20 protein-coding genes are annotated in these 20,037 nt (G+C 70.7%); 9 read left to right on the top strand and 11 right to left on the bottom strand.

Annotated features, from left to right (window positions below):
• Window positions 1–257 precede the first annotated feature (257 nt).
• On the bottom strand, window positions 258–1,682 hold the full coding sequence (glnA, locus tag ACTVCO_RS10110) for a type I glutamate--ammonia ligase (protein ID WP_443728287.1): 1,425 nt from the start codon (window positions 1,680–1,682) through the stop codon (window positions 258–260).
• A gap of 163 nt (window positions 1,683–1,845) precedes the next feature.
• On the opposite strand from glnA, the gene ACTVCO_RS10105 reads away from it, so the two are divergent.
• Entirely contained in the window at window positions 1,846–2,283 is a 438-nt protein-coding gene (locus tag ACTVCO_RS10105) for an RDD family protein (RefSeq protein WP_443728286.1), read from the top strand.
• Window positions 2,284–2,349: 66 nt separating this feature from the next.
• Here ACTVCO_RS10105 and ACTVCO_RS10100 read toward each other — a convergent pair whose 3' ends face one another.
• The 3 genes from ACTVCO_RS10100 to lipB all read right to left on the bottom strand — a co-directional run bounded on the left by ACTVCO_RS10100 (window position 2,350) and on the right by lipB (window position 4,919).
• Complete coding sequence (locus tag ACTVCO_RS10100; RefSeq protein WP_443728285.1) at window positions 2,350–3,084, bottom strand: DUF4191 domain-containing protein; 735 nt, start codon at window positions 3,082–3,084, stop codon at window positions 2,350–2,352.
• 35 nt (window positions 3,085–3,119) lie between these two features.
• Window positions 3,120–4,133: a lipoyl synthase gene (lipA, locus tag ACTVCO_RS10095; RefSeq protein WP_443728284.1), complete on the bottom strand. Its 1,014-nt coding sequence runs from the start codon at window positions 4,131–4,133 to the stop codon at window positions 3,120–3,122.
• Window positions 4,134–4,229: 96 nt separating this feature from the next.
• Window positions 4,230–4,919, bottom strand: a complete 690-nt coding sequence (gene lipB, locus ACTVCO_RS10090; protein ID WP_443728283.1) for a lipoyl(octanoyl) transferase LipB — start codon at window positions 4,917–4,919, stop codon at window positions 4,230–4,232.
• Window positions 4,920–5,031: 112 nt separating this feature from the next.
• On the opposite strand from lipB, the gene ACTVCO_RS10085 reads away from it, so the two are divergent.
• Window positions 5,032–6,837: a hypothetical protein gene (locus ACTVCO_RS10085; RefSeq protein ID WP_443728282.1), complete on the top strand. Its 1,806-nt coding sequence runs from the start codon at window positions 5,032–5,034 to the stop codon at window positions 6,835–6,837.
• A gap of 79 nt (window positions 6,838–6,916) precedes the next feature.
• On the opposite strand, the gene sucB is transcribed toward ACTVCO_RS10085, so the two are convergent.
• Together sucB and lpdA are read right to left on the bottom strand one after the other, a co-directional pair.
• Complete coding sequence (sucB, locus tag ACTVCO_RS10080) at window positions 6,917–8,710, bottom strand: 2-oxoglutarate dehydrogenase, E2 component, dihydrolipoamide succinyltransferase (protein WP_443728281.1); 1,794 nt, start codon at window positions 8,708–8,710, stop codon at window positions 6,917–6,919.
• Between the two features lie 31 nt (window positions 8,711–8,741).
• Window positions 8,742–10,124 carry a dihydrolipoyl dehydrogenase gene (lpdA, locus tag ACTVCO_RS10075; protein ID WP_443728280.1) on the bottom strand — a complete coding sequence of 461 codons (1,383 nt, stop codon included), beginning with the start codon at window positions 10,122–10,124 and terminating at the stop codon, window positions 8,742–8,744.
• Window positions 10,125–10,275: 151 nt separating this feature from the next.
• Between lpdA and ACTVCO_RS10070 the strand changes: the two genes are divergently transcribed.
• The gene (locus ACTVCO_RS10070; RefSeq protein WP_443728279.1) at window positions 10,276–10,620 is read left to right on the top strand and encodes an oxidoreductase; all 345 of its coding nucleotides are present in this window, start codon (window positions 10,276–10,278) and stop codon (window positions 10,618–10,620) included.
• A gap of 174 nt (window positions 10,621–10,794) precedes the next feature.
• Here the strand turns inward: ACTVCO_RS10070 and ACTVCO_RS10065 are convergent, their stop codons facing one another.
• The gene (locus tag ACTVCO_RS10065; protein ID WP_443728278.1) at window positions 10,795–12,258 is read right to left on the bottom strand and encodes a leucyl aminopeptidase; all 1,464 of its coding nucleotides are present in this window, start codon (window positions 12,256–12,258) and stop codon (window positions 10,795–10,797) included.
• A gap of 118 nt (window positions 12,259–12,376) precedes the next feature.
• Here ACTVCO_RS10065 and ACTVCO_RS10060 point away from each other — a divergent pair, with 118 nt between their 5' ends.
• From ACTVCO_RS10060 to ACTVCO_RS10045, 4 genes are read left to right on the top strand one after another with little or no spacing between them, the layout of a single operon-like run.
• Entirely contained in the window at window positions 12,377–12,736 is a 360-nt protein-coding gene (locus tag ACTVCO_RS10060; protein WP_443728277.1) for a hypothetical protein, read from the top strand.
• Entirely contained in the window at window positions 12,733–13,194 is a 462-nt protein-coding gene (locus tag ACTVCO_RS10055) for a hypothetical protein (RefSeq protein WP_443728276.1), read from the top strand. Before ACTVCO_RS10060 ends, ACTVCO_RS10055 begins: the two co-directional genes overlap by 4 nt.
• Before the next feature lie 26 nt (window positions 13,195–13,220).
• Complete coding sequence (locus tag ACTVCO_RS10050; RefSeq protein ID WP_443728275.1) at window positions 13,221–14,237, top strand: quinone-dependent dihydroorotate dehydrogenase; 1,017 nt, start codon at window positions 13,221–13,223, stop codon at window positions 14,235–14,237.
• Window positions 14,234–14,524: a hypothetical protein gene (locus tag ACTVCO_RS10045; protein ID WP_443728274.1), complete on the top strand. Its 291-nt coding sequence runs from the start codon at window positions 14,234–14,236 to the stop codon at window positions 14,522–14,524. Before ACTVCO_RS10050 ends, ACTVCO_RS10045 begins: the two co-directional genes overlap by 4 nt.
• A gap of 102 nt (window positions 14,525–14,626) precedes the next feature.
• Here the strand turns inward: ACTVCO_RS10045 and ACTVCO_RS10040 are convergent, their stop codons facing one another.
• From ACTVCO_RS10040 to nadA, 3 genes are all read right to left on the bottom strand, one after another.
• Window positions 14,627–15,238: a DUF3043 domain-containing protein gene (locus tag ACTVCO_RS10040; protein WP_443728273.1), complete on the bottom strand. Its 612-nt coding sequence runs from the start codon at window positions 15,236–15,238 to the stop codon at window positions 14,627–14,629.
• Between the two features lie 49 nt (window positions 15,239–15,287).
• The gene (locus ACTVCO_RS10035; RefSeq protein WP_443728272.1) at window positions 15,288–15,818 is read right to left on the bottom strand and encodes an acyl-CoA thioesterase; all 531 of its coding nucleotides are present in this window, start codon (window positions 15,816–15,818) and stop codon (window positions 15,288–15,290) included.
• Between the two features lie 65 nt (window positions 15,819–15,883).
• Window positions 15,884–17,077, bottom strand: a complete 1,194-nt coding sequence (gene nadA / locus ACTVCO_RS10030; RefSeq protein ID WP_443728271.1) for a quinolinate synthase NadA — start codon at window positions 17,075–17,077, stop codon at window positions 15,884–15,886.
• 181 nt (window positions 17,078–17,258) lie between these two features.
• Between nadA and ACTVCO_RS10025 the strand changes: the two genes are divergently transcribed.
• Complete coding sequence (locus tag ACTVCO_RS10025; protein WP_443728270.1) at window positions 17,259–18,314, top strand: glycerate kinase; 1,056 nt, start codon at window positions 17,259–17,261, stop codon at window positions 18,312–18,314.
• 140 nt (window positions 18,315–18,454) lie between these two features.
• Entirely contained in the window at window positions 18,455–18,811 is a 357-nt protein-coding gene (gene erpA / locus ACTVCO_RS10020; RefSeq protein ID WP_443728269.1) for an iron-sulfur cluster insertion protein ErpA, read from the top strand.
• A gap of 42 nt (window positions 18,812–18,853) precedes the next feature.
• On the opposite strand, the gene ACTVCO_RS10015 is transcribed toward erpA, so the two are convergent.
• Window positions 18,854–20,014, bottom strand: a complete 1,161-nt coding sequence (locus ACTVCO_RS10015; RefSeq protein WP_443728268.1) for a cysteine desulfurase family protein — start codon at window positions 20,012–20,014, stop codon at window positions 18,854–18,856.
• Window positions 20,015–20,037: the final 23 nt, after the last annotated feature.

Below are 20,037 nucleotides of genomic sequence, written 5' to 3'. Positions count from 1 at the left end.
GCCGCGCTTGACCGACGTCTCCTGCATCTTGGCGAGCGAGTCGGTCAGGCTCGTCAGCGACTTCTTCATAGATCGTCCAGGCGCGCATGCGGCACGCCTCGGCGAAGACGACGCTCGACGTGTACGGGCACCTGTGGCCGGACACAGAAGAGTCCACACGGGCCGCCGTCGAAACGGTGCTGGCGGCTCGTGCGGACTCTCTGCGGACTGCGGCGGTCAGCGGTTAGCGTCGTCGCAGGTCAACTTGCTGAACTAGGTCAGCAGTCGTAGTAGAGCTCGAACTCGTGGGGCGTCGGACGCAGCTGGACCGGCGCGAGCTCGTGGGTGCGCTTGTAGTCGATCCACGTCTCGATGAGGTCCGGCGTGAACACGCCGCCGACGGTGAGGAAGTCCTGGTCGGCCTCGAGCGCCTGCAGGGCCTCCTCGAGCGAGGCGGGGACCTGCTGGATGAGCGCGTGCTCCTCGGGCGGAAGCTCGTACAGGTCCTTGTCGATCGGCTCCGGCGGCTCGATGCGGTTCTTGATGCCGTCGATGCCGGCGAGCAGCTGGGCCGCGAACGCGAGGTACGGGTTCGCCGAGGGGTCCGGGACGCGGAACTCGACGCGCTTGGCCTTGGGGTTCGATCCAGTCACGGGGATGCGGATGCACGCGGAGCGGTTGCGCGCCGAGTACACGAGGTTGACGGGGGCCTCATAGCCGGGCACGAGGCGACGGTAGGAGTTGACCGACGGGTTCGTGAACGCGAGCAGCGCGGGTGCGTGCTTGAGCAGGCCGCCGATGTACCAGCGGGCCAGGTCCGACAGGCCGCCGTAGCCCGCCTCGTCGTAGAACAGCGGCTTGCCGTCCTTCCACAGCGACTGGTGGGAGTGCATGCCCGAGCCGTTGTCTCCGAAGAGGGGCTTCGGCATGAAGGTCACGGACTTGCCGGCCTCCCACGCGACGTTCTTGATGACGTACTTGAACTTCATGAGGTCGTCGGCCGCTGCGGTGAGCGTCGAGAACCGGTAGTTGATCTCCTGCTGGCCCGCGGTGCCGACCTCGTGGTGGGCGCGCTCGACCTCGAGGCCGACCTCGTCGAGAACCGCGCACATCTCGTCGCGCAGGTCGGCCATCTGGTCATTGGGGGAGACGGGGAAGTAGCCGCCCTTGTACCGGGTCTTGTAGCCGAGGTTGCCACCCTCCTCGGCGCGGCCCGTGTTCCACGCCGCCTCCTTGGAGTCGAGGGAGTAGAACGCCGAGTGCTGGGTGGTCTCGAAGCGGACGTCGTCGAAGACGTAGAACTCGGCCTCGGGAGCGAAGAACGCCGTGTCGGCGATGCCGGTCGACCGCAGGTACGCCTCAGCCTTGAACGCGACGTTGCGCGGGTCGCGCGAGTAGGACTCGTCCGTGAACGGGTCGACGATCGAGAAGTTCACGATGAGCGTCTTGCGCTTGCGGAACGGGTCGATGTACGCGGTCGTCACGTCGGGGACGAGCTTCATGTCTGACTCGTGGATGGCCTGGAAGCCGCGGATCGAGGACCCGTCGAACATCATGCCGTCCGTGAATGCGGACTCCTCGAACTGCGCGATCGGAATGTTGAAGTGCTGCATCACTCCGGGCAGGTCGCAGAAGCGCACGTCGACGAACTCGACGTCCTCGTTGCGCGTGAAGGCAATTGCCTCCTCGGCGGTCTTGAACATCCGTTGCTCCTTGGGGAGAGTGGGGCGCCCTCGATCAGGCACGTCCTAGGCTAGAAGATCGCGATTTCTCGACCGTGACCCTGATGTTTCCGCCGTGTTACGTGGCCGACGTCCCGGTGAGGTCCGTGTGAACGGGGACCGCCCGTCCACGTAGGCTGGGCCCGTGGTCTCAAGAGAAGACATCGGTTCGTGGCTGGAGGGCGCCCCGTCGAACGGCGCGGGCGCGGCAGGGGGGTCGCTCGGGCTGCCACCCGAGGGTACCGGGTCGCTCGCGACCCTGGGACGCAGGATCCCCGCGTTGTTCATCGACTGGTTCGCGTGCATGGGGGTGTCGGCGCTCCTGTTCGACGGCAACCCGACCGGCACCCTTGCCGTCTTCTTCGTCGAGAACATCCTCCTCGTGGGATTCCTGGGCTTCACACTCGGCCACCGGGTCCTCGGGCTCGGTGTGCGACGCATCGACGGCGCGACGTTCGTCGGACCCTTGCGGGCCGCAGTCCGCGCGCTCCTGCTGTGCGTCGTCATCCCCGCCGTCGTGTGGGACGGTGACGGGCGCGGCCTGCACGACCGCGGTGCGGGAACGGTTCTCGTCCGACGCTGACCCAGAACGACGTGAGGCGCTCACCCCGTCAGGGGTGAGCGCCTCACGTGGCTGCGGACGTCTGGCTCAGCGACCGCGCATGCCCTTGCGGTCGACACGCATCCGCGTCGGGTCGACTCCCTTGGGGATGGGCAGACGCGCCGTGCCGAGCGCGGTGAGGCGCTTGAGGACGACGGTGATCTCGTGCTTGTTGATCGCGGGCTTGAGCTTGGTCACGTGGCGCACGAGCTTGGGCAGGGGAACCTGCCCTGCCTCGCGGCCGATCTGGACGATCGTCACGGGAACGTTGGGGAGCACGCGTGCGGTGCGCTTGCGCTCGTTCTCTCCGACGCGCTGCGCACGCGAGGCGGGCGCTTCGACGAAGAGGACGACGCCCGGGCGGCCGACGCCCCGGAAGACGGCGTCGTGAGTCTTGGGGTCGATGAAGACAGGCTCCTGCTCGAACGTCCAGCCGCGGCGGATCGTGCCGAGCGCGGCGAGCGACGCCCCGGGCTGTCCCTCGATGCGTGCGTATGCAGCGCGCTCAGCGCGTCGCGCCAGGACGAACATCGCACCCAGGGCGGCGGTCGGAAGACCGAGGATTCCCCAGAACCACGAGTTGTCGAGCACGAGGCCGAGAATGAGCGCGACGGCGAGGATGCCGAAGAACGTCGCGAGGATCCACCAGCGCACCGCTGGGTCCTGCGCGACCGTCATCTTGTAGGCGTCCCACACCTGGTGATACCACCGGCGCTTCTTCACCTTGGTCGTCTTCGTGGCCGCCTGCGCGGGCGCAGCGGCATCGTCCTTCTTGCGGGCCATGGGAGTCAGTCTAGTGCCGTTCGTCGAGTCGTCGGTCAGGACGCGGACTGCTGGGCGAGCAGGTGAGCGGCCTCCTGGCGCGACGTCGTCGGCTCAGCAAGGTGCGCGAGCTCGGCGGGGATCGCCAGGCCCCGACGCGTCATGGCCTGGCCCCACAGACGGCCGGCGCGGTACGAGGAACGCACGAGGGGGCCCGACATGACCCCGAGGAAGCCGATCTTCTCGGCAACCTCGGCGAGGTGCACGAACTCCTCGGGCTTGACCCAACGGTCGACGGGGTGGTGCCGCGGGCTCGGGCGCAGGTACTGCGTGATCGTCATGAGGTCCGTGCCCGCCTCGTGGAGCGCGACGAGCGCGTCCTCGATCTCTTCGGTCGTCTCACCCATGCCGAGGATGAGGTTCGACTTCGTGACGAAGCCGGCCTCGCGCGCCTGCGTGAGAACCGAGAGCGACCGTTCGTAGCGGAACCCCGGTCGGATCTGCTTGAAGATGCGCGGAACCGTCTCAAGGTTGTGCGCGAGGACCTCGGGGCGCGAGGAGAAGACCTCGGCGAGGAGCTCGGGGACAGCGTTGAAGTCGGGGATGAGCAGCTCGACGCCGGTGCCCGGGTTGAGCGCGTGAATCTGACGGACGGTCTCGGCGTAGAGCCACGCGCCGCCGTCGGGCAGGTCGTCGCGGGCGACGCCCGTGATCGTCGAGTACTTCAGGCCCATCTGGCGGACCGACTCGGCGACGCGGCGCGGCTCGTCAGTGTCGAGCGCGGCGGGCTTGCCCGTGTCGATCTGGCAGAAGTCGCAGCGGCGCGTGCACTCGGAGCCGCCGATGAGGAACGTGGCCTCGCGGTCCTCCCAGCACTCGTAGATGTTGGGGCAGCCGGCCTCTTCGCACACGGTGTGGAGGCCGCCGGTGCTCACGAGGCTCTTGAGCTCGGAGTACTCGGGTCCCATCGTTGCGCGGGTCTTGATCCACCCAGGCTTCTTCTCGATCGGGACGGCGGCATTGCGCGCCTCGACCCGCAGCATGCGGCGGCCCTCGGGTGCGATCGTCACGTATCTCTCCTGGGGTGTGAGGGACTGAAGTCCCAGCCTACGACGGACGGGTGGGGGCGGCCGTTGAGATCCGAGCATCGGACCGGCGGCGCACGTTCAGGCGGGAACCTCGTCGAGCGTGCTCGGAGTGGCGGATTGCGCGCCGGAGGCGCGTAACGGCGCGAGGACGCGCTCAAGATGAGCGACGAGCCCGCTGGCCACGAGCGCGGGAGTGAGCGGGTGGCCGGTCGCGCGCGTGAGCGATGTCACGTCGGCGTCGTCGATCCCGCACGGGACGATGCGGTCGAAGGCCGTGAGGTCGGGGTCGACGTTGAGCGCGAGCCCGTGCATCGTCACGCCCTTGGCGACGCGGCAGCCGATCGCCGCGACCTTGGCCTCAGGGGTGCCCGGAACCCACACCCCGCTGCGGCCCTCGACGCGAACCGTCGTGAGGTTGTGGTCGGTGCACAGTCCGATGACGGCGTCCTCGAGAGCACGCACGTACGCGACGACGTCGACCGGCTCGACGAGCCGGATGATCGGGTAGACGACGAGCTGGCCGGGGCCGTGCCACGTGATGCGGCCGCCGCGGTCGATGTCGATGACGCGGGTCCCGTCGGTCGGCAGGTCGCTGCGTCGCGTGCGCCGTCCGGCCGTGTAGACGTCGGCGTGCTCGAGCATGAGGAGCGTGTCGGGACGTCGCCCGTCAAGAACCTCCGCGTGGATGCGTCGCTGGAGGTCCCAGGTCTCCTCGAAGTCGCGCAGCTGAGTTCCGAGACCGAGGTCGACCACGTCCATGTCACTCACCGTAACCCGTCCTCGCCGGGTGGGCCGCCGCGTCCGGCAGGTGTCATGCCCCTGTCCAGCCGAACCTGTGGATGACGCCCCGGCCTGCCTGATCCGCGCTTGGATGCAGACCATGGACGACAGCCTGACGGGGAGCGCCCGAACCACGGCCGACGACGGATCACGCACCCTCGCCTCCGCGCCTCAAGAGAGCCGCGCCGACGTGGCGGACGCCGACGTCCGCGAAGCGATGGCCCGGCTTGGCCTGCAGGCCCAGCCTCGGGACGACGCGGGCGGTGTGTGGCGAGCCATCGACGCGGATGGTGCGACCTATGACCTCACCGCTCTGAGTATCGACTCAGGGGAGCGGTGGGAGCTTGTCCGTGCGCGCACGAGTGCGCTCCTTGTCCTTGAGCACGAGAACGTCGTGCCGCTTGTGGGGGCGATGCCCGTCGGCGATGCCGCTGACCCGGCGCCGCGCTCGCTCGTGCTCGTGTGGCCAGGCGGGCAGATGCTCCCGGAGGAATCCTCGCGCGCAGTGCGCGGTGACGATGATCCCGCGTCGAGGCCGAGGTCGGTCCTCGATGCCCTCGACGTGCTTGTCGCCGCGTGCCGTGCGGGAGTCGCGCTCCGGTCGTGCGGGCTGCCGGTCCCGGGCGGTGTGCTCGTCGGGGAGCTTCTCGCGCGCCTGCGGGAGGTGGGTCCGGGGGAGGACGCGCGGTCGTCCCTGCGGCTGCACCCTCAGCCGTGGTGCGGGATGCCCGACGTTCCCGCGCCGCCCTCGCACGACGTCACCCGCGAGGTCGCCGCCACGCTCGCCCGTGAGATCGAACGCGCGGGTCTCGTCGTCCCCGGCAGCATGCGCACCGTCCTGTCCGACGGCTCCGGCCTCGCCGCGCCGGCGCCCGGCGACCTGGCCGCGCGCGCTCTTGACCTGCGTGAACGACTCGGGGAGTCTGTCGTGGCCGAGGCACCGGGCCAACTGACGCCCCGCGCGCAGCTGACGCCCGGAGCACTGCCGACGAGCGAGCATCTCGACTGGCGCGCGCTCGTGCGCGGTGCTGGCCCCCTGGTCGCCCCGGCCCCGCAGGCTCGGCGCACGGCCCACCTGGCGCCGTCAGGGACACGTCTGGGCCTCACGAGACGTGCCGAGACGGGCGCCGGCCCCGTCGGACGCGCACGGTCGCGCCCACCCCTCGTCCTGAGGAGCGCGTCGAGCCCGCGTGGCGGCGAGGACGGGCTGCCACCCAGACGGAGCGAGCGCCCGGGGTCCTGGCCAACCCCGGGCGCGCGGCGCGACGGCGGGCGCCTCGGTCGTGGGCGGCTCGACACACCTCGACGTTCCTCGGTGCTGGGCAGCTCCACGCGTCGCGGCCGGGCCTGGCGGCTCGCGGCCGCCGTCGTCCTCGTCGTGGGGGTCGGTTCAGGAGGCGTGCGCCTGGCGCTCGACGCCTCCTCCCGCGACGGAACGGATGCCCGGAAGGACGTCGCGACGACACGGGGTGCTGTGGCTGCCGCGCGGGATGCGGGCGCCGCCGCGGGCGAGACTCCCCAGGCCGAGGGGCCGGCCGATGCTGCCCGCCGCGCGACGGTCGAGCGCGTCGAGGTCCTTGCCGGGCTCGCTGCGGTACCCGAGCCGTCCCGCAAGGCAGCGATGGACGAGGTCGCCGCGCGCCTCGCGACGTTCGTCGCCGCCGGCCCCGTCCGCGATGCCGACCTCGCGCTCGTCGGACGGGTGTTGCGAGGCGAGGCGACGTTGCCGTCCGTGCGTGCGCAGGTGAGGGAGGCGGAGGTCGTGCGCAGTGATGCGAGGAGCGCTGACGTCCTCGTCACCTACCAGCTCGAGCCGGGTGGGGAGCCGTTGCGGCACACGCTCGGTCTCGTCCACGACGCCGGAACGTGGAAGGTTGCGTCGGTGACGCCGGTCGGGTCGCAGTAGGGGGAGCCTGCGTGCACGGGAACGAGCGGAGCCCGCCGCCCCGCGGATGCGGGACGACGGGCTCCGGGTGACGCTGGTGTCAGAGACCAACCTCGGACTCGAACGCGCCTTCCTCGATGCGGCGCTTGATCGCCATGAGGTAACGCGACGCGTCGGCACCGTCGACGAGACGGTGGTCGTACGAGAGGGACAGGAAGCACATCTGACGGATCGCGATGACGTCCTGGCCGTCCTCGTCCTGGATGACCGCGGGACGCTTGACGATCGTGCCGGTTCCGAGAATCGCGGACGTGCCACCGGGGACGATCGGCGTGTCGATGAGCGCGCCGCCCGAGCCGGTGTTCGTGATCGTGAAGGTCGCGCCACCGAGCTCGTCGGGCGTCACCTTGTTGTCACGCGTGCGCGAGGCGAGGTCGGCGATCTTGCGGGAGAGACCCGCGAGGTTGAGGTCGCCCGCGTCGTGGATGACGGGGACGAGCAGACCGCGCTCGGTGTCGACCGCGATGCCGACGTTCTCCTGGCCGTGGTACGTGATGATGTCGTCCGCGAGAACGCCGTTGACCTTCGGGTACGCCTTGAGCGCCTCGATGGCAGCAAGGGTGAAGAACGGCAGGAACGTGAGGTTGGCGCCCTCGCGTGCCTTGAAACCGTCCTTCGCCTTGGCGCGCAGACGCGCGACCTTCGTGACGTCGACCTCGACGACGGTCGTCAGCTGAGCCTGCGTCTGGAGAGCCTCGACCATGCGCGTCGCGATGATCTTGCGCAGACGGCTCGCCTTCTCGGTCGTGCCGCGCAGCGGCGAGACCTCGAGCTTGGCGGGTGCCTTCGAGCGGGTAGCGGCGGGCGCGGCAGCGGCCGGCGCGGACTGTGCCTCGGCGGCCTTGGCAGCCTCGGCCGCCTTGGCGGCAGCCTCGAGCACGTCCTCCTTGCGGATACGACCGCCGACGCCCGTGCCGGCAAGGGTCGTCACGTCGACGCCCTTCTCAGCCGCGAGCTTGCGCACGAGCGGCGTGAGGTAGCCCGAGGACTGCTGAGCCGCGGCCGACGGAGCGGGCGCTGCCGGAGCCGCCGCTGCCGGAGCAGGTGCCGACGGTGCGGGAGCGGCCGGTGCGGGGGCGGGCGCGGGTGCCGACGCAGCGGCAGGCGCGGAGGGAGCTGCAGGCGCCGAGGGAGCTGCGGGTGCCGGAGCGGGGGCGGCCGCGGGAGCCGGGGCCGCCGCGGGAGCTGCTGCGGCGCCGGAGCCGATCGATGCGAGTGCCGTGCCGACCTCGACGGTCTCGTCCTCCTGGACGAAGATCTGCTGCAGGGTTCCGGCGACGGGCGACGGAATCTCGGTGTCGACCTTGTCGGTCGACACCTCAAGAAGCGGCTCGTCGACCTCGACCGAGTCGCCGACCGACTTCAGCCAACGCGTCACGGTGCCCTCGGTGACGGACTCGCCGAGCGCAGGCATGACGACCTTCTCGCCCTCGCCGCCGGCAGCCGGGGCTGCCTCTGCAGCCGGAGCGGCCTCGGTGGCGGGAGCGGCCGCCGCGGCGGACGTCGGCGCGGGAGCGGCCTCGGGTGCAGCCTCGGCAACCGCGGTCTCGTCAGCGGAGCCGGCCGCGGGAGCGGCGGGCTCGTCGCCCGATCCCGAGCCGTCCCCGATGTAGGCGAGGTCGGTGCCGACCTCGACGGTCTCGTCTTCCTCGACGAGGATCTTCTCGAGAACGCCCGCGACGGGCGAGGGGATCTCGGTGTCGACCTTGTCGGTCGAGACTTCGAGCAAGGGCTCGTCGATCTCGACACGCTCACCGACCTGCTTGAGCCAGCGGGTGACGGTGCCTTCGGTGACGGACTCGCCCAGCGCGGGCATCTTAATGGCTTCAGACATCTCTCTGTCTCTCCTCAGGATTCCGGCTGGATCAGTTGTGAGCGTGCAGCGGCTTGCCCGCGAGAGCGAGGAACGCCTCGCCGAGGGCCTCGTTCTGCGTCGGGTGTGCGTGCACGAGGTGCGCGACGTCCTCCGGGTAAGCTTCCCAGTTGACGATGAGCTGGCCTTCGCCGATGAGCTCACCCACGCGCGAGCCGATCATGTGAACGCCGACGACGGGGCCGTCCTTGCGGCGGACGAGCTTGATGAAGCCCTGCGTCGCGAGGATCTGGCTCTTGCCGTTGCCACCGAGGTTGTACTCGAGGGTCTCGACCTGGTCGTCCCCGTAGAGCTCCTTGGCCTTGGCCTCGGTCACGCCGACCGAACCGACCTCGGGCTCGCAGTACGTGACGCGCGGGATGCCGGACTCGTCGATCGGCTGGGGGTTGAGGCCCGCGATCTGCTCGGCGACGAAGATGCCCTGCGCGAAGCCGCGGTGCGCGAGCTGGAGGCCGGGAACGATGTCGCCTGCCGCGTAGATGTTGGCGACGCCCGTGTGAAGGCGCTCGTCGACGATGACGAAGCCGCGGTCGAGCGTGATGCCCTGCGCCTCGTAACCGAGGTCGGCGGTGCGGGGGCCGCGGCCGACGGCAACGAGGAGGAGCTCCGCGTCGAACGTCTTGCCGGACTCGAGGGTCACGTGGACGCCGTTGTCGTCCTGGGTGACGCCCGAGAAGCGGTCGCCCACCGAGAAGTTGATGCCGCGCTTGCGGAACTGGCGCTCGAGCGCCTTCGAGATGGCCTCGTCCTCAGCGGGGACGAGGTGAGGCAGGCCCTCGACGACGGTGACGTTGGCACCGAAGGACGTCCAGACCGAGGCGAACTCGACGCCGATGACGCCGCCGCCGAGCACGATGGCCGAGCCGGGGACGAAGTCGAGGTTGAGCGCCTGGTCGGACGTGAGCACGCGTCCGCCGATCTCGAGGCCGGGCAGCGAGCGCGCGTACGAACCGGTCGCGAGGACGATGTTGCGGCCCTTGATGATCTGGCCGTTGACCTCGACCGCGTCGGGGCCGACGAGCTTGCCGTGGCCTTCGACGAGGGTGACCTTGCGCGACTTCACGAGGCCCTGGAGGCCCTTGTACAGGCGCGAGATGACTCCGTCCTTGTAGGAGTTCACCCCTGCCATGTCGATGCCCTTGAGCTCGGTCTGGACACCGAACTGTGCGCCTTCGCGGGCGTTGTCAGCGAGCTCGGCCGCGTGCAGGAGAGCCTTGGTCGGGATGCAGCCGTTGTGAAGGCACGTGCCGCCCAGCTTGTTCTCCTCGACGAGCGCGACGGTGAGGCCCAGCTGGGCCGCGCGCAGCGCGGTGGCGTAGCCGCCGCTCCCTCCGCCGAGGACGACGATGTCGAAAGTGCCGTTGGTGTCGGCCACGTGCAGCTCCTTAGATGCGAACGATCGGCGGTCACGCCGCCTTCATCTTGTCATCAGTAGGACTCTCGGCCCAACCGGATCGCGTTCTGCGTGCTGTGATGCCGCTGACATCCGCCGGGCCGGTCGATACGCGGCTCGGTAGGATTGCCCGATGAGCTTCTTCCGACGACGCCCCCGCGAGGGTGGAGACGTCCGGCCTCGTGCGCAAGGCCGTGAGGTCGTCGCGCATCTGTCTGAGTTCGTCGCCTCGCGCCTCGGTGTCGAGGCGTACGTGGAGCCTCCGACGCGAGACACGCCCGCAACGGTCCTTCTCGTCGCGACGACGGGGGAGTGGACGCGCAGGGCGGTGCCCGACGAGCGCACGGCGTTCGACGTCAGCCAGTCCTTGGGCGTGCCCGTCTACAACGTGAGGTTCACGGGCTATCCCCAGCGTTACCGGGACTGGGGGACGCGCCAGAAGGGCCGCCGTCTCACGCAGGATCCTCCCGTGCGCTGAGCGTGCACGGATCGGATGGCCGAGGGTGAGGAGCGGGGGGGGGGGGGGGGGGGGGGGGGGGGGGGGGGGGGGGGGGGGGGGGGGGGGGGGGGGGGGGGGGGGGGGGGGGGGGCGGCGGTCCCCACGCGTGTGGGGACCGCCGCCGCTCGTCGGTCGTGCGGGTGCTCGGCCGGCTCAGGCCTGCGCGGAACGGCCCTCGATGAAGGAGAGCAGCGTGCGCACGCCGACGCCCGTTCCGCCGACGGGCGTGTACCCGTAGGCCGAACCTTCGTTGAAGGACGGGCCAGCGATGTCGAGATGTGCCCACGGGGTTCCGCCCGTGAACTCCTGGAGGAACAGCCCCGCGGTGAGCATGCCACCCGCGCGGCCGCCGATGTTCGCGATGTCGGCCACCTTGGAGTCGAGCGAGGGGCGCAGCTCGGCAGGAAGCGGCATGGGCCAGAACTGTTCGCCCGCTGCCTCCGCGGCCGTGACGACCTCGGTGCGGACGTCGTCCGTGCCCATGACGCCGGAGACGCGATCGCCGAGGGCGATGATCTGCGCACCCGTGAGCGTCGCGATGTCGAGGACGACATCCGTGCCGTCCTCGACCGCCTGGACGAGACCGTCGGCCATGACGAGGCGACCCTCGGCGTCGGTGTTGAGCACCTCGACCGTTGTGCCGCCACGGATCGTGATGACGTCGGACGGACGCTGGGCGCCGCCGCCCGGCATGTTCTCAGCGAGGCAGAGGTAGCCGGTCACGGCGACGTCGCCGCCGAGGCGAGCGGCCGCGATGACGGTCCCGAGAACAGCTGCGGCGCCGGCCATGTCGGACTTCATGGCCTCCATGCCCTTGGCGGGCTTGATCGAGATGCCGCCGGTGTCGAAGGTGATGCCCTTGCCGACGAGCGCGACGCGCGCAGCGGGACGGCTGGGGGCGTAAGCGATCTTGACGAGGCGGGGGCCGCGCGTCGAACCCTGGCCAACGCCCATGATGCCGCCGTAGCCGCCCGCGAGGAGCGCCTTCTCGTCGAGCACCGTGACCTTGACGCCCGTGCCCTTGGCCGCCGTCTTCGCGATGTCGGCGAATGCCGCGGGGAAGAGGTCGTTGGGCGCGGTGTTGACGAGGTCGCGCGTCGAGTTGATCGCCTCGGCGACGATGACGGCGCGGTCGACGGCGTCCTTCGCGGCGCGCGTGCGCGCGACGGGCGAGGAGAGCTCGAGGACCGTCGGGCGCGGGGCCTCGGACGACGAGCGGTAGCGCGCGAACGCGTAGGCGCCGAGCAGTGCGCCCTCGGCGACCGCCGCGACGGCGGCTTCGTCGTCAGCAGGCAGCGCGAGCACGGTGTGACCGCCGCCCAGGGCCCGGACGCTCGCGCCAGCGGCGCGGCGCAGGGACTCGGGGGCGGGCGTTCCGGCGCCCGTGCCGGCCAGGACGAGGACCGCAGCGGCGACGCCTGCGGGTGCGGGGACGCGCACGACCTCGTCGAGCGCTCCCGTGAGACCGAGCGCCTTGGCGTGCTCGGCGATCGCACGGACCGCGTCGGGAGCGTCGCCGAGGATGACGACGGAGTCGTCGACCGTCGCCGTCGCGACGACGAGCGCGTCGGCCGGGAGTGAGTAGGGATTCTTACCGGTAAGAGTCAGGTCTGCCACCCCTTGATGCTAGCCCGAGCGTCCGGCATCCGGACGGCACCCCGCGTGGGACGTCCCTCGAGGCCGATCAGGCGGACGTCCCACCGTGAGCACGTGCGCGGCGGGTACGCTCGGAGCCGTGCTCCTGCCCCTGCTCGTCGTCGTCCTCGTGCTGTGCGCTCTTCTTGGCGCTTGGGCCGTGTGGTTCACGGTCCGCGACCGTGCCGTCATCCTCAAGCAGCTCTGGGCTGCTGCTGTCATCGAGGGCGTTCTGCTCGTCCAGGTGATCGTCTCGATCGTCCTGCTCGTCCAGGGCTGGCGGGGTGACGCGATCATGCTGTGGGGCTATCACCTCTCGATCCTCCTCATCCTGCCGATCGCGGCCCTCGTCGCCTTCATCGAGCGCACACGATGGAGCTCGGTCGTCCTGCTCGTCGCGACCGTGACGGTCGCCTTCCTCGAGATGCGCCTCTGGCAGATCTGGGAGCTCGCCGCATGAGAGAGCTCCCCGTCACGTCGCGCACTGACCGGCCCGCGACGCGCTCCGGGCTCGGCATGCTCATGATCACGGTCTACGGGATCTTTGCGCTCGCCTCGACGGCCCGCGCCGCGTACCAGATCAGCACGAAGCTCGACGAAGCACCCGTCGCCTTCCTCCTGTCGGGATTCGCTGCGCTCCTCTACGTCGTGGCGACCATCGCGCTGGTGCGCGCGACGCCGCGCTCCCGGGCGATCGCCTGGACGAGCGTGACGATCGAGTTCGTCGGAGTCCTCAGCGTCGGTCTTGTCTCGTTCTTGCGGCCCGAGCTCTTCCCTGAGGCGACGGTGTGGTCGCACCTCGGCGAGGGCTACGGCTACGTTCCGCTCCTTCTGCCCGTCGCCGGGCTGTGGTGGCTCGCTCGCACCCGCGAGGCGGCCGCCTCTCCCGACACCGCCCTGACCGACCCGCCTGCCTGAACGAGCCGACACCGAGGAGCCTGCGCATGTACCACCTCCTGTTCGACCACGTCTTTCGGAAGATGGACCCCGAGCGCATCCACCACCTCGCTCACGGCGCGATCCGTCTCGCGGGTCGCACGCCCGGCGTGCGTGACGTGCTCGCCGCGAGGTTGCGCGCCAAGCCCGGCGTGAGGGCTTTCGGCCGCACGCTCGCTGGCCCGCTCGGGCTGGCCGGAGGCTTCGACAAGGACGGCACCGCGGTCGAGGGGCTCACGGCCCTCGGCTTCTCGTTCGTCGAGGTCGGCACCATCACGGCGCACGCGCAGCCGGGCAACGACGCGCCGCGCCTGTGGCGTCACACTGACCAGCGGGCGTTGCGCAACCGCATGGGGTTCAACAACCTCGGTGCTCAGGCGGCGGCGACGGAGCTGCGGCGGCTGCGGTCGACGGCCCACGGTCGTCGCACGGTCGTCGGCGTCAACATCGGCAAGACGAAACTCACGCCGGTCGAGGACGCGGCGGGCGACTATGCGACGAGTGCGCGCCTGCTCGCGCCGTACGCCGACTACCTCGTCGTCAACGTGTCGTCGCCCAACACCCCGGGCCTGCGCGACCTGCAGTCGGTCGACTCGCTGCGGCCGATCCTCGTCGCCGTGCGGGAGGCCGCGGACGCGGCCGTGACGACACGAACGGTTCCGCTGCTCGTCAAGATCGCTCCGGACCTGGCCGACGACGACGTCGACGCGATCGCTGACCTGGTCGCTGAGCTCGGTCTCGACGGCGTCGTCGCGGTCAACACGACGATCGACCACGACCTCGGGCCGGGCGGGCTCTCCGGGCCGCCTGAGCTCGAGCGTGGGCTCGACGTCGTGGCGCGCTTGCGCGAGCGCCTGGGTGAAGGCCCGACGATCATCGGCGTCGGTGGGATCTCGAGCCCGCAGGACGCGCGCCGGTACGTCGTCGCGGGGGCTGACCTCGTTCAGGCGTACACGGCCTTCATCTATGAGGGGCCGTTCTGGGCCTCGCGCGTCAACCGAGCTCTCGTCGCGGCCTCGTCGTGACGGTCGGTCCGCTCGGGGCGAGCGTCGCGCCCGGCGAGGGTGCCGCGGCGTGGTCGTGGCGGTTCGCGGACGGCGCGGGCGCAGACGCGTCCGCCGCGGGCGTGGTTCAGGTGTCGCCGGCATTCGCGCGGCGGTTCGACGCCGAGCTGTGGTTCGGCGCGCGCTGGCGGGTCTTCGCGCGGGCAGGCGTCGTGAGCGCGACGCTCCTGCGTGGCGGGGTCGTGGCCGGACGACCGCTGCCGCTGCCGTCGCCGTTGCTCAGCGATCCGGCGGACCCGGCCGACTGAGCCGGTGGTCGCCCGCGCGACCAGCTCCCCGAGCACCTCACATGACGACGGCGCCTCCCGGCCATGAGCCAGGAGGCGCCGTCGTTGCTTCGGAGCGGTCCGTCAGGACGGGTACTCGCCATGCTTGACCTGCGGCTTGGGCAGGCGAGCGCGCCGGATCTGGAAGGCACGCGTCACGGCGTACCAGCGGTGCGTCTTGAGATCGACCGAGTCGCCGAACTTGGCGATGAGCGCCTTGCGGAGCTTGCGCCACAGCAGGAAGCCGTCCGCGACGGTCACGAGGACGACGCCGTACAAGAACAGCATGAGGATGACGGTGATCGCGTCGTTCGCGATGTACGGCGTGATGAAGAGGATCACCATCATGATGAGCGCGAAGAAGAGGAAGACCTCGCCCAGGTTCCAGCGGGCGTCGACCCAGTCACGCACGAAGCGCTTGACCGGACCGCGGTCGCGCAGGGGCATGTGGCGCTCGTCGCCCGAGAGCATCGCCTGGTACTCGGCGTCACGCTGCTTGCGGGCTTCGGCACGCTGCATCTTGGAGGCAGCGCGACGGTCATCGACGACGAGGGGGACCTTGTTACCAGCCTCGGCATCCTTGCGGCGCGGCGTGGGGCCCGTCTTGCGGCGTGGGTCGGAGTGCGAGAGCTCAGGTGCGACCTGGGGCTCGGCGGGGACGGTCACGTCCTCGGTGGGACGGCTCTTCTTGAACACTCTCCCAGGGTAGTCGACCGGTGGGTCGCCTCGTGCACGCCGTCACCGCTCAGCGCGGTCGGTGGAGGATGTCGAAGGCGGCGGCCCACGCGGTGACGTCCGCGGGGAGGGCGGGTGACGCCTCGGTGTGACCCGCGGCGGCCGCGACGTCTGCTCCCGAAACGCGCGTGTGGTCGCGGGCCAGGAACCGTCCGGCGACGACGCCGCGGACGATCTGCTCGTCGCCCCGGTGGAACGTCTGCTCGATGAAGACGCAGCGATCGTCCCAGCCGAGCAAGCGTGTCCGGATCTCGAAGCGTTGCCCCAGGGTGAGGGACCTGCGGTAGTACATCGTCGAGTTGGCGACGACGGGGTACCATCCGCGACGGCCCAGCTCCGGCATGAGCCCGAGGTCAGCGATGAAGTTGATGCGTGCGACGTCCATCATCTGCAGGTACACGCCGTTGTTCACGTGGCGGTAGAGGTCGAGATCGCCGATGTTGACGCGCATGCGCGTCGTCGACTCGTCGAGCAGGTCGAGACCGGGCACGGGGCGCCGTGGCCGCGAGGTGGCGAGGGCGAGCTGAAGGGTACGGAACACGCGAGCAGGGTAACCCTGCCCGCGAGGTATCCGCTACTGCCGGTATTGGGTTCTGGTGAGCGGAGTCACACGCCGGGCAGCGCGAGCATCTGGTCAAGAGCGACGCGCGCCCAGTGCGCGTCGTCCGCGTCGACAACGATGCGGTTGGGGACCGTGCCCGCGACGAGCTGCTCGAGCGACCACACGAGGTGCGGCAGGTCGATCCGGTTCATCGTCGAGCAGAAGCACACCGTCGAGTCGAGGTAGTGGACCTGCTTGTCGGGGTGCGCGTTCGCGAGGCGGCGGACCAGGTTGAGCTCGGTCCCGATCGCCCAGGACGAGCCCGGCTCGGCCGCGTCGAGCGCCTTGATGATGAACTCGGTCGAGCCCACCTTGTCGGCGAGTGCGACAACCTCGTTGCGGCACTCGGGGTGCACCATGACCGTGACGTCCGGGACCGTCGCGCGCATGTGTGCGACGTTCTCGGGGGAGAAGCGGGCGTGGACGGAGCAGTGGCCGCGCCACAGGATCATCCGCGCGTCGCGGAGCTGCTGGACCGAGACGCCGCCGTCGGGCTTGCGCGGGTCGAAGACGACGCAGTCGTCAGGGCTCATACCGAGCGCGCCCAGTGCCGTGTTGCGGCCCAGGTGCTGGTCGGGCATGAAGAGCACCTTGCCCGTTCCCTCGAGGCCCCCGACCTTGTCGAAGGCCCAGCGAAGCGCGACGTGAGCGTTCGAGGACGTGCACACGGTCCCGCCGTGGCGGCCCGTGAACGCCTTGATCGCGGCCGTCGAGTTCATGTACGTCACGGGGACCGTCTCGTCGGCGATCCCTGCCTCGACGAGCACGTCCCACGCGTCGGCCACCTGGTCGATCGTCGCCATGTCGGCCATCGAACAGCCCGCCGCGAGGTCCGGCAGGACGACCTGCTGGCCAGGCTCCGTGAGGATGTCCGCGGACTCCGCCATGAAGTGGACACCGCAGAAGATGATGAACTCGGCGTCGGGTCGTGCGGCAGCCTCACGCGCGAGCTTGAAGGAGTCGCCCGTGACGTCGGCGAAGTCGATGACCTCGTCACGTTGATAGTGGTGACCGAGAACGAAGACGCGGTCGCCGAGAGCGGCCTTGGCGGCGCGCGCACGCTCGACGAGATCGGGGCTGCTCGCGGGCGGAAGCTCGCCCGTGCACTCCACGCCGCGTTCCGAGTCGAGGTCGGAACGCTGGCCGAGAAGCAGGAGCGCGGAGGCGGCGGGCTCGGCGAAGGTGTCAGTCGTCGTCACGTCCCGCATCGTCCCACATCTGAGTGCCCCGGCCCAGGGCTGTCAGCAACCGCGATGGAACTGGACGAGGGCCCGAAGGTGGGACGATGGGCGGGTGCGCGTCGTCGTTGTGAACTCGGGTGGATGGGGCCCACGGGGCCCCCAGGTGGCTGCGGCCGTGGCCGGCGCATGGCGCCGCGCCGTGCCTGATGCGACGGTTGAGGCGGTTCCGCTGGCCGACGGACGCCCGGGGACGACCGAGGCGCTCGCCGAGCGCGACGACGTCGTCGTCCTGTCTGGCGCGACCCTGGCCCCCGCTCCGACCGAACGGGCCCGCGCGGTCGTGTACGGGACCTCGCGCCCGCTCGGCGCGCTCCTTGCCTCGGCGCTCGACACCGACGCACGCACGGTGCTCATTGCGCTGGGCAACGCACCCGGTGCGGACACCGCGTGGGCTGACGGCGGAGCGGGGCTCCTCGTCGGCCTGGCTGAGGGCCTCGGCATCCCCGTGCCCGCCCCCGCGCGCCTGTGCTCGGGGGCGTCCGGGCTCCGCGGCGTGACGGCTGAGGACCTGCCCGACCTTGGCGCCCTCCGCCAGGCCCTCGCGGGGCGCGACATCCGGGCCGCGTCTCACGCTCCGGAGGCACTTCTCGGACTCGGGGGCCTCGCCGGGAGCCTCGCGCCCGACGTCGTCGACGCGGCCGTCTCCCAAGATCTCGAACGCGCGCTGGGCGACCTCGTCCAGGCGATCGCCAGCCAGCGGTCCGGGACGCTCGTCGGGCGCGATCTGCTCGGCGGCGCAGGTGCGAGGACGTCGAGCGCTCGCGCCGTCGCGGACCACGCGCGTGAGCTCGGCGCGCTGCGCGGCGGTGCCGCAGGAGGTGGCGTCGCACTCATGCTCGCAGCGCTCGGGGTCCCGCTCGTCCCCGCGGCACGCGCGGTCGCCGAGCTGGCTGATCTGCCCGCGCGCACGGCGGCCGCGGATCTCGTCGTCGTCGTCATGCCACGGCTCGACGGGGGCGAGTCGCACGACGGCGTGCTGCCCGTCGTCGCCGACGGCGCGATCGAACGCGTCGTGCCCGTCGTCGTCCTCGCGGGAACCTCGCTGTCCGGGCGACGCGAATGGTCCGGGCTCGGCGTCGCCGCCGTCCACGAGACCGGCTGGTCGACCGTCACCGACCTGCTCGACGACGACGGCATCGTGCGCGACGAGGCTGCTGAACGCATCGCGCGTGTCGCACGCACCTGGCGGTTCTGAGTCGCTCGCCGAGCCCCTGTGGTGAACATCTCCGGCCTCTGCACGTGACGCGGCGTAGGCTTGCCGGGAACATCGCCGGGGTCGCGGGTGTTGCACCCAGCGGACACCCGTCCCCACGAGCCAACCGTTCGGAGATTCACATGAGCGAGACCTCGCAGACCACTGAGACCACGCATGGCGTGCTCCTCACCGACGTCGCCGCGGACAAGGTCCGTAGCCTCCTCGAGCAGGAAGGCCGTGACGACCTCCGGCTCCGCGTCGCGGTGCAGCCCGGCGGCTGCTCCGGACTCATCTACCAGCTGTACTTCGACGAGCGCCTGCTCGACGGCGACGTGACGCGTGACTTCGACGGTGTCGAGGTTGTCGTCGACAAGATGTCGGTCCCGTACCTCGAGGGTGCCTCGATCGACTTCGCCGACACGATCGAGAAGCAGGGCTTCACGATCGACAACCCCAACGCGGGCGGATCGTGCGCGTGCGGCGACTCCTTCAGCTGAACCGCTGACGACGGGCCTTGTGCGTTCTCCGAGCGGGCGCGCTCACGGCACGTCGGCGCCCAGCCGGGCGCGGACGCGCGCCACCGCACCGGGGAGGACCGCGCAGAACCGCTCGACGTCCTCACGCGTCACCCCGGGGTGCAGCGTGAGCCGCACGTTGCCCTGAGTGAGAGCGCCCATGGCTGCCAGCACGTGGCTCGGCTGGAGCGTGAGCGACGTGCACGCGGATCCCGAACCGACCGCAAAGCCGGCCGCGTCGAGCTCGCCGAGGATCGCCTCGCCGTCGACGTAGAGAACCGAGAACGTGAGGACGTGGGGGAGCCGGTCGTCGGGGTCTCCCACGATGTCGACGTCCTCGACGAGGGCCGCGACACGGTCGCGGAGGTACGTGATGAGGCTCCGGAGACGCGTGTCCTCGGCCTGCTGCACCGAGCGGGCGTCGGCGAGCGAGACCGCCGCAGCAAAGGCAGCGGCCGTGCTCACCCCGCCAGGGAACCACGGATCGGGATCATCGGGCATCGCGGGCCGTGACCTCACGCGAGCCCGGACAGCGAGGATCCCGATGCCGTCGGGCCCGCCCCAGTCCGCGGGATCGGCGGTCAGCACGTCCCACGAGCCGCCGACGTCGACGTGGCCGAGCGACGAACCGCCGTCGACGAGCAGCGGGACGTCGGCCGCGCGAGCCGCTGCGTGCACGACTCCGAGCGGTTGGCACGTCCCGACCTCGGAGTTGGCGTGCTGCAGGCACGCGAGACCGACGCCGTCGGCCTCGAGCGCCGCGACGAACGCGTCCGTGCGGACGCGCCCGAGCGCATCGACCGGGACCAAGGTCACCTCACCGGGGGAGGTGTGGTCCGCGGCGGCGAGGAGGGCGGAACGCTCGACGGCGCTCGCGACGATGCGGCGCCCGACGCGCCGACGAGCCGGTGCGACCGCCCCGACCGCTGCGTGGATTGCGGCCGTGTGCGACGGAGCGAAGCGCACCTCTTCCGTGCGTGCCCCGATCGCTGACGCGATGGTCTCGCGTGCAGCCCCCAGGAGGAGCCCTGCGCGTCGGCCTTCGGAATGCAGGCGTCGCGTCCCTGACCAGGCTTCTCTACGCCCTGCGGCGAGTGCTTCGAGCGTTGCGGGACGCAATGGGGCTGCGCCGCCGGCATCGAAGAAGCTGCGGACTGCGGGGGTGGAGGGGGTGGTCTCGGTCACAACAGCACGCTAGCCGAGGTCGC

This window comes from Sanguibacter sp. A247 (assembly GCF_052324925.1).
Lineage (GTDB): Bacteria > Actinomycetota > Actinomycetes > Actinomycetales > Cellulomonadaceae > Flavimobilis.
This window is presented reverse-complemented; position numbering and strand designations above follow the sequence as displayed.

Excerpts from the sequence above, each read along its gene's own strand:
- sucB (WP_443728281.1), bottom strand. The coding sequence starts at position 8,710 with ATGTCTGAAGCCATTAAGATGCCCGCGCTGGGCGAGTCCGTCACCGAA.
- ACTVCO_RS10055 (WP_443728276.1), top strand. The coding sequence starts at position 12,733 with ATGAGAGAGCTCCCCGTCACGTCGCGCACTGACCGGCCCGCGACGCGC.
- ACTVCO_RS10070 (WP_443728279.1), top strand. The coding sequence starts at position 10,276 with ATGAGCTTCTTCCGACGACGCCCCCGCGAGGGTGGAGACGTCCGGCCT.
- ACTVCO_RS10100 (WP_443728285.1), bottom strand. The coding sequence starts at position 3,084 with ATGGCCCGCAAGAAGGACGATGCCGCTGCGCCCGCGCAGGCGGCCACG.
- ACTVCO_RS10085 (WP_443728282.1), top strand. The coding sequence starts at position 5,032 with ATGGACGACAGCCTGACGGGGAGCGCCCGAACCACGGCCGACGACGGA.
- erpA (WP_443728269.1), top strand. The coding sequence starts at position 18,455 with ATGAGCGAGACCTCGCAGACCACTGAGACCACGCATGGCGTGCTCCTC.
- ACTVCO_RS10050 (WP_443728275.1), top strand. The coding sequence starts at position 13,221 with ATGTACCACCTCCTGTTCGACCACGTCTTTCGGAAGATGGACCCCGAG.
- glnA (WP_443728287.1), bottom strand. The coding sequence starts at position 1,682 with ATGTTCAAGACCGCCGAGGAGGCAATTGCCTTCACGCGCAACGAGGAC.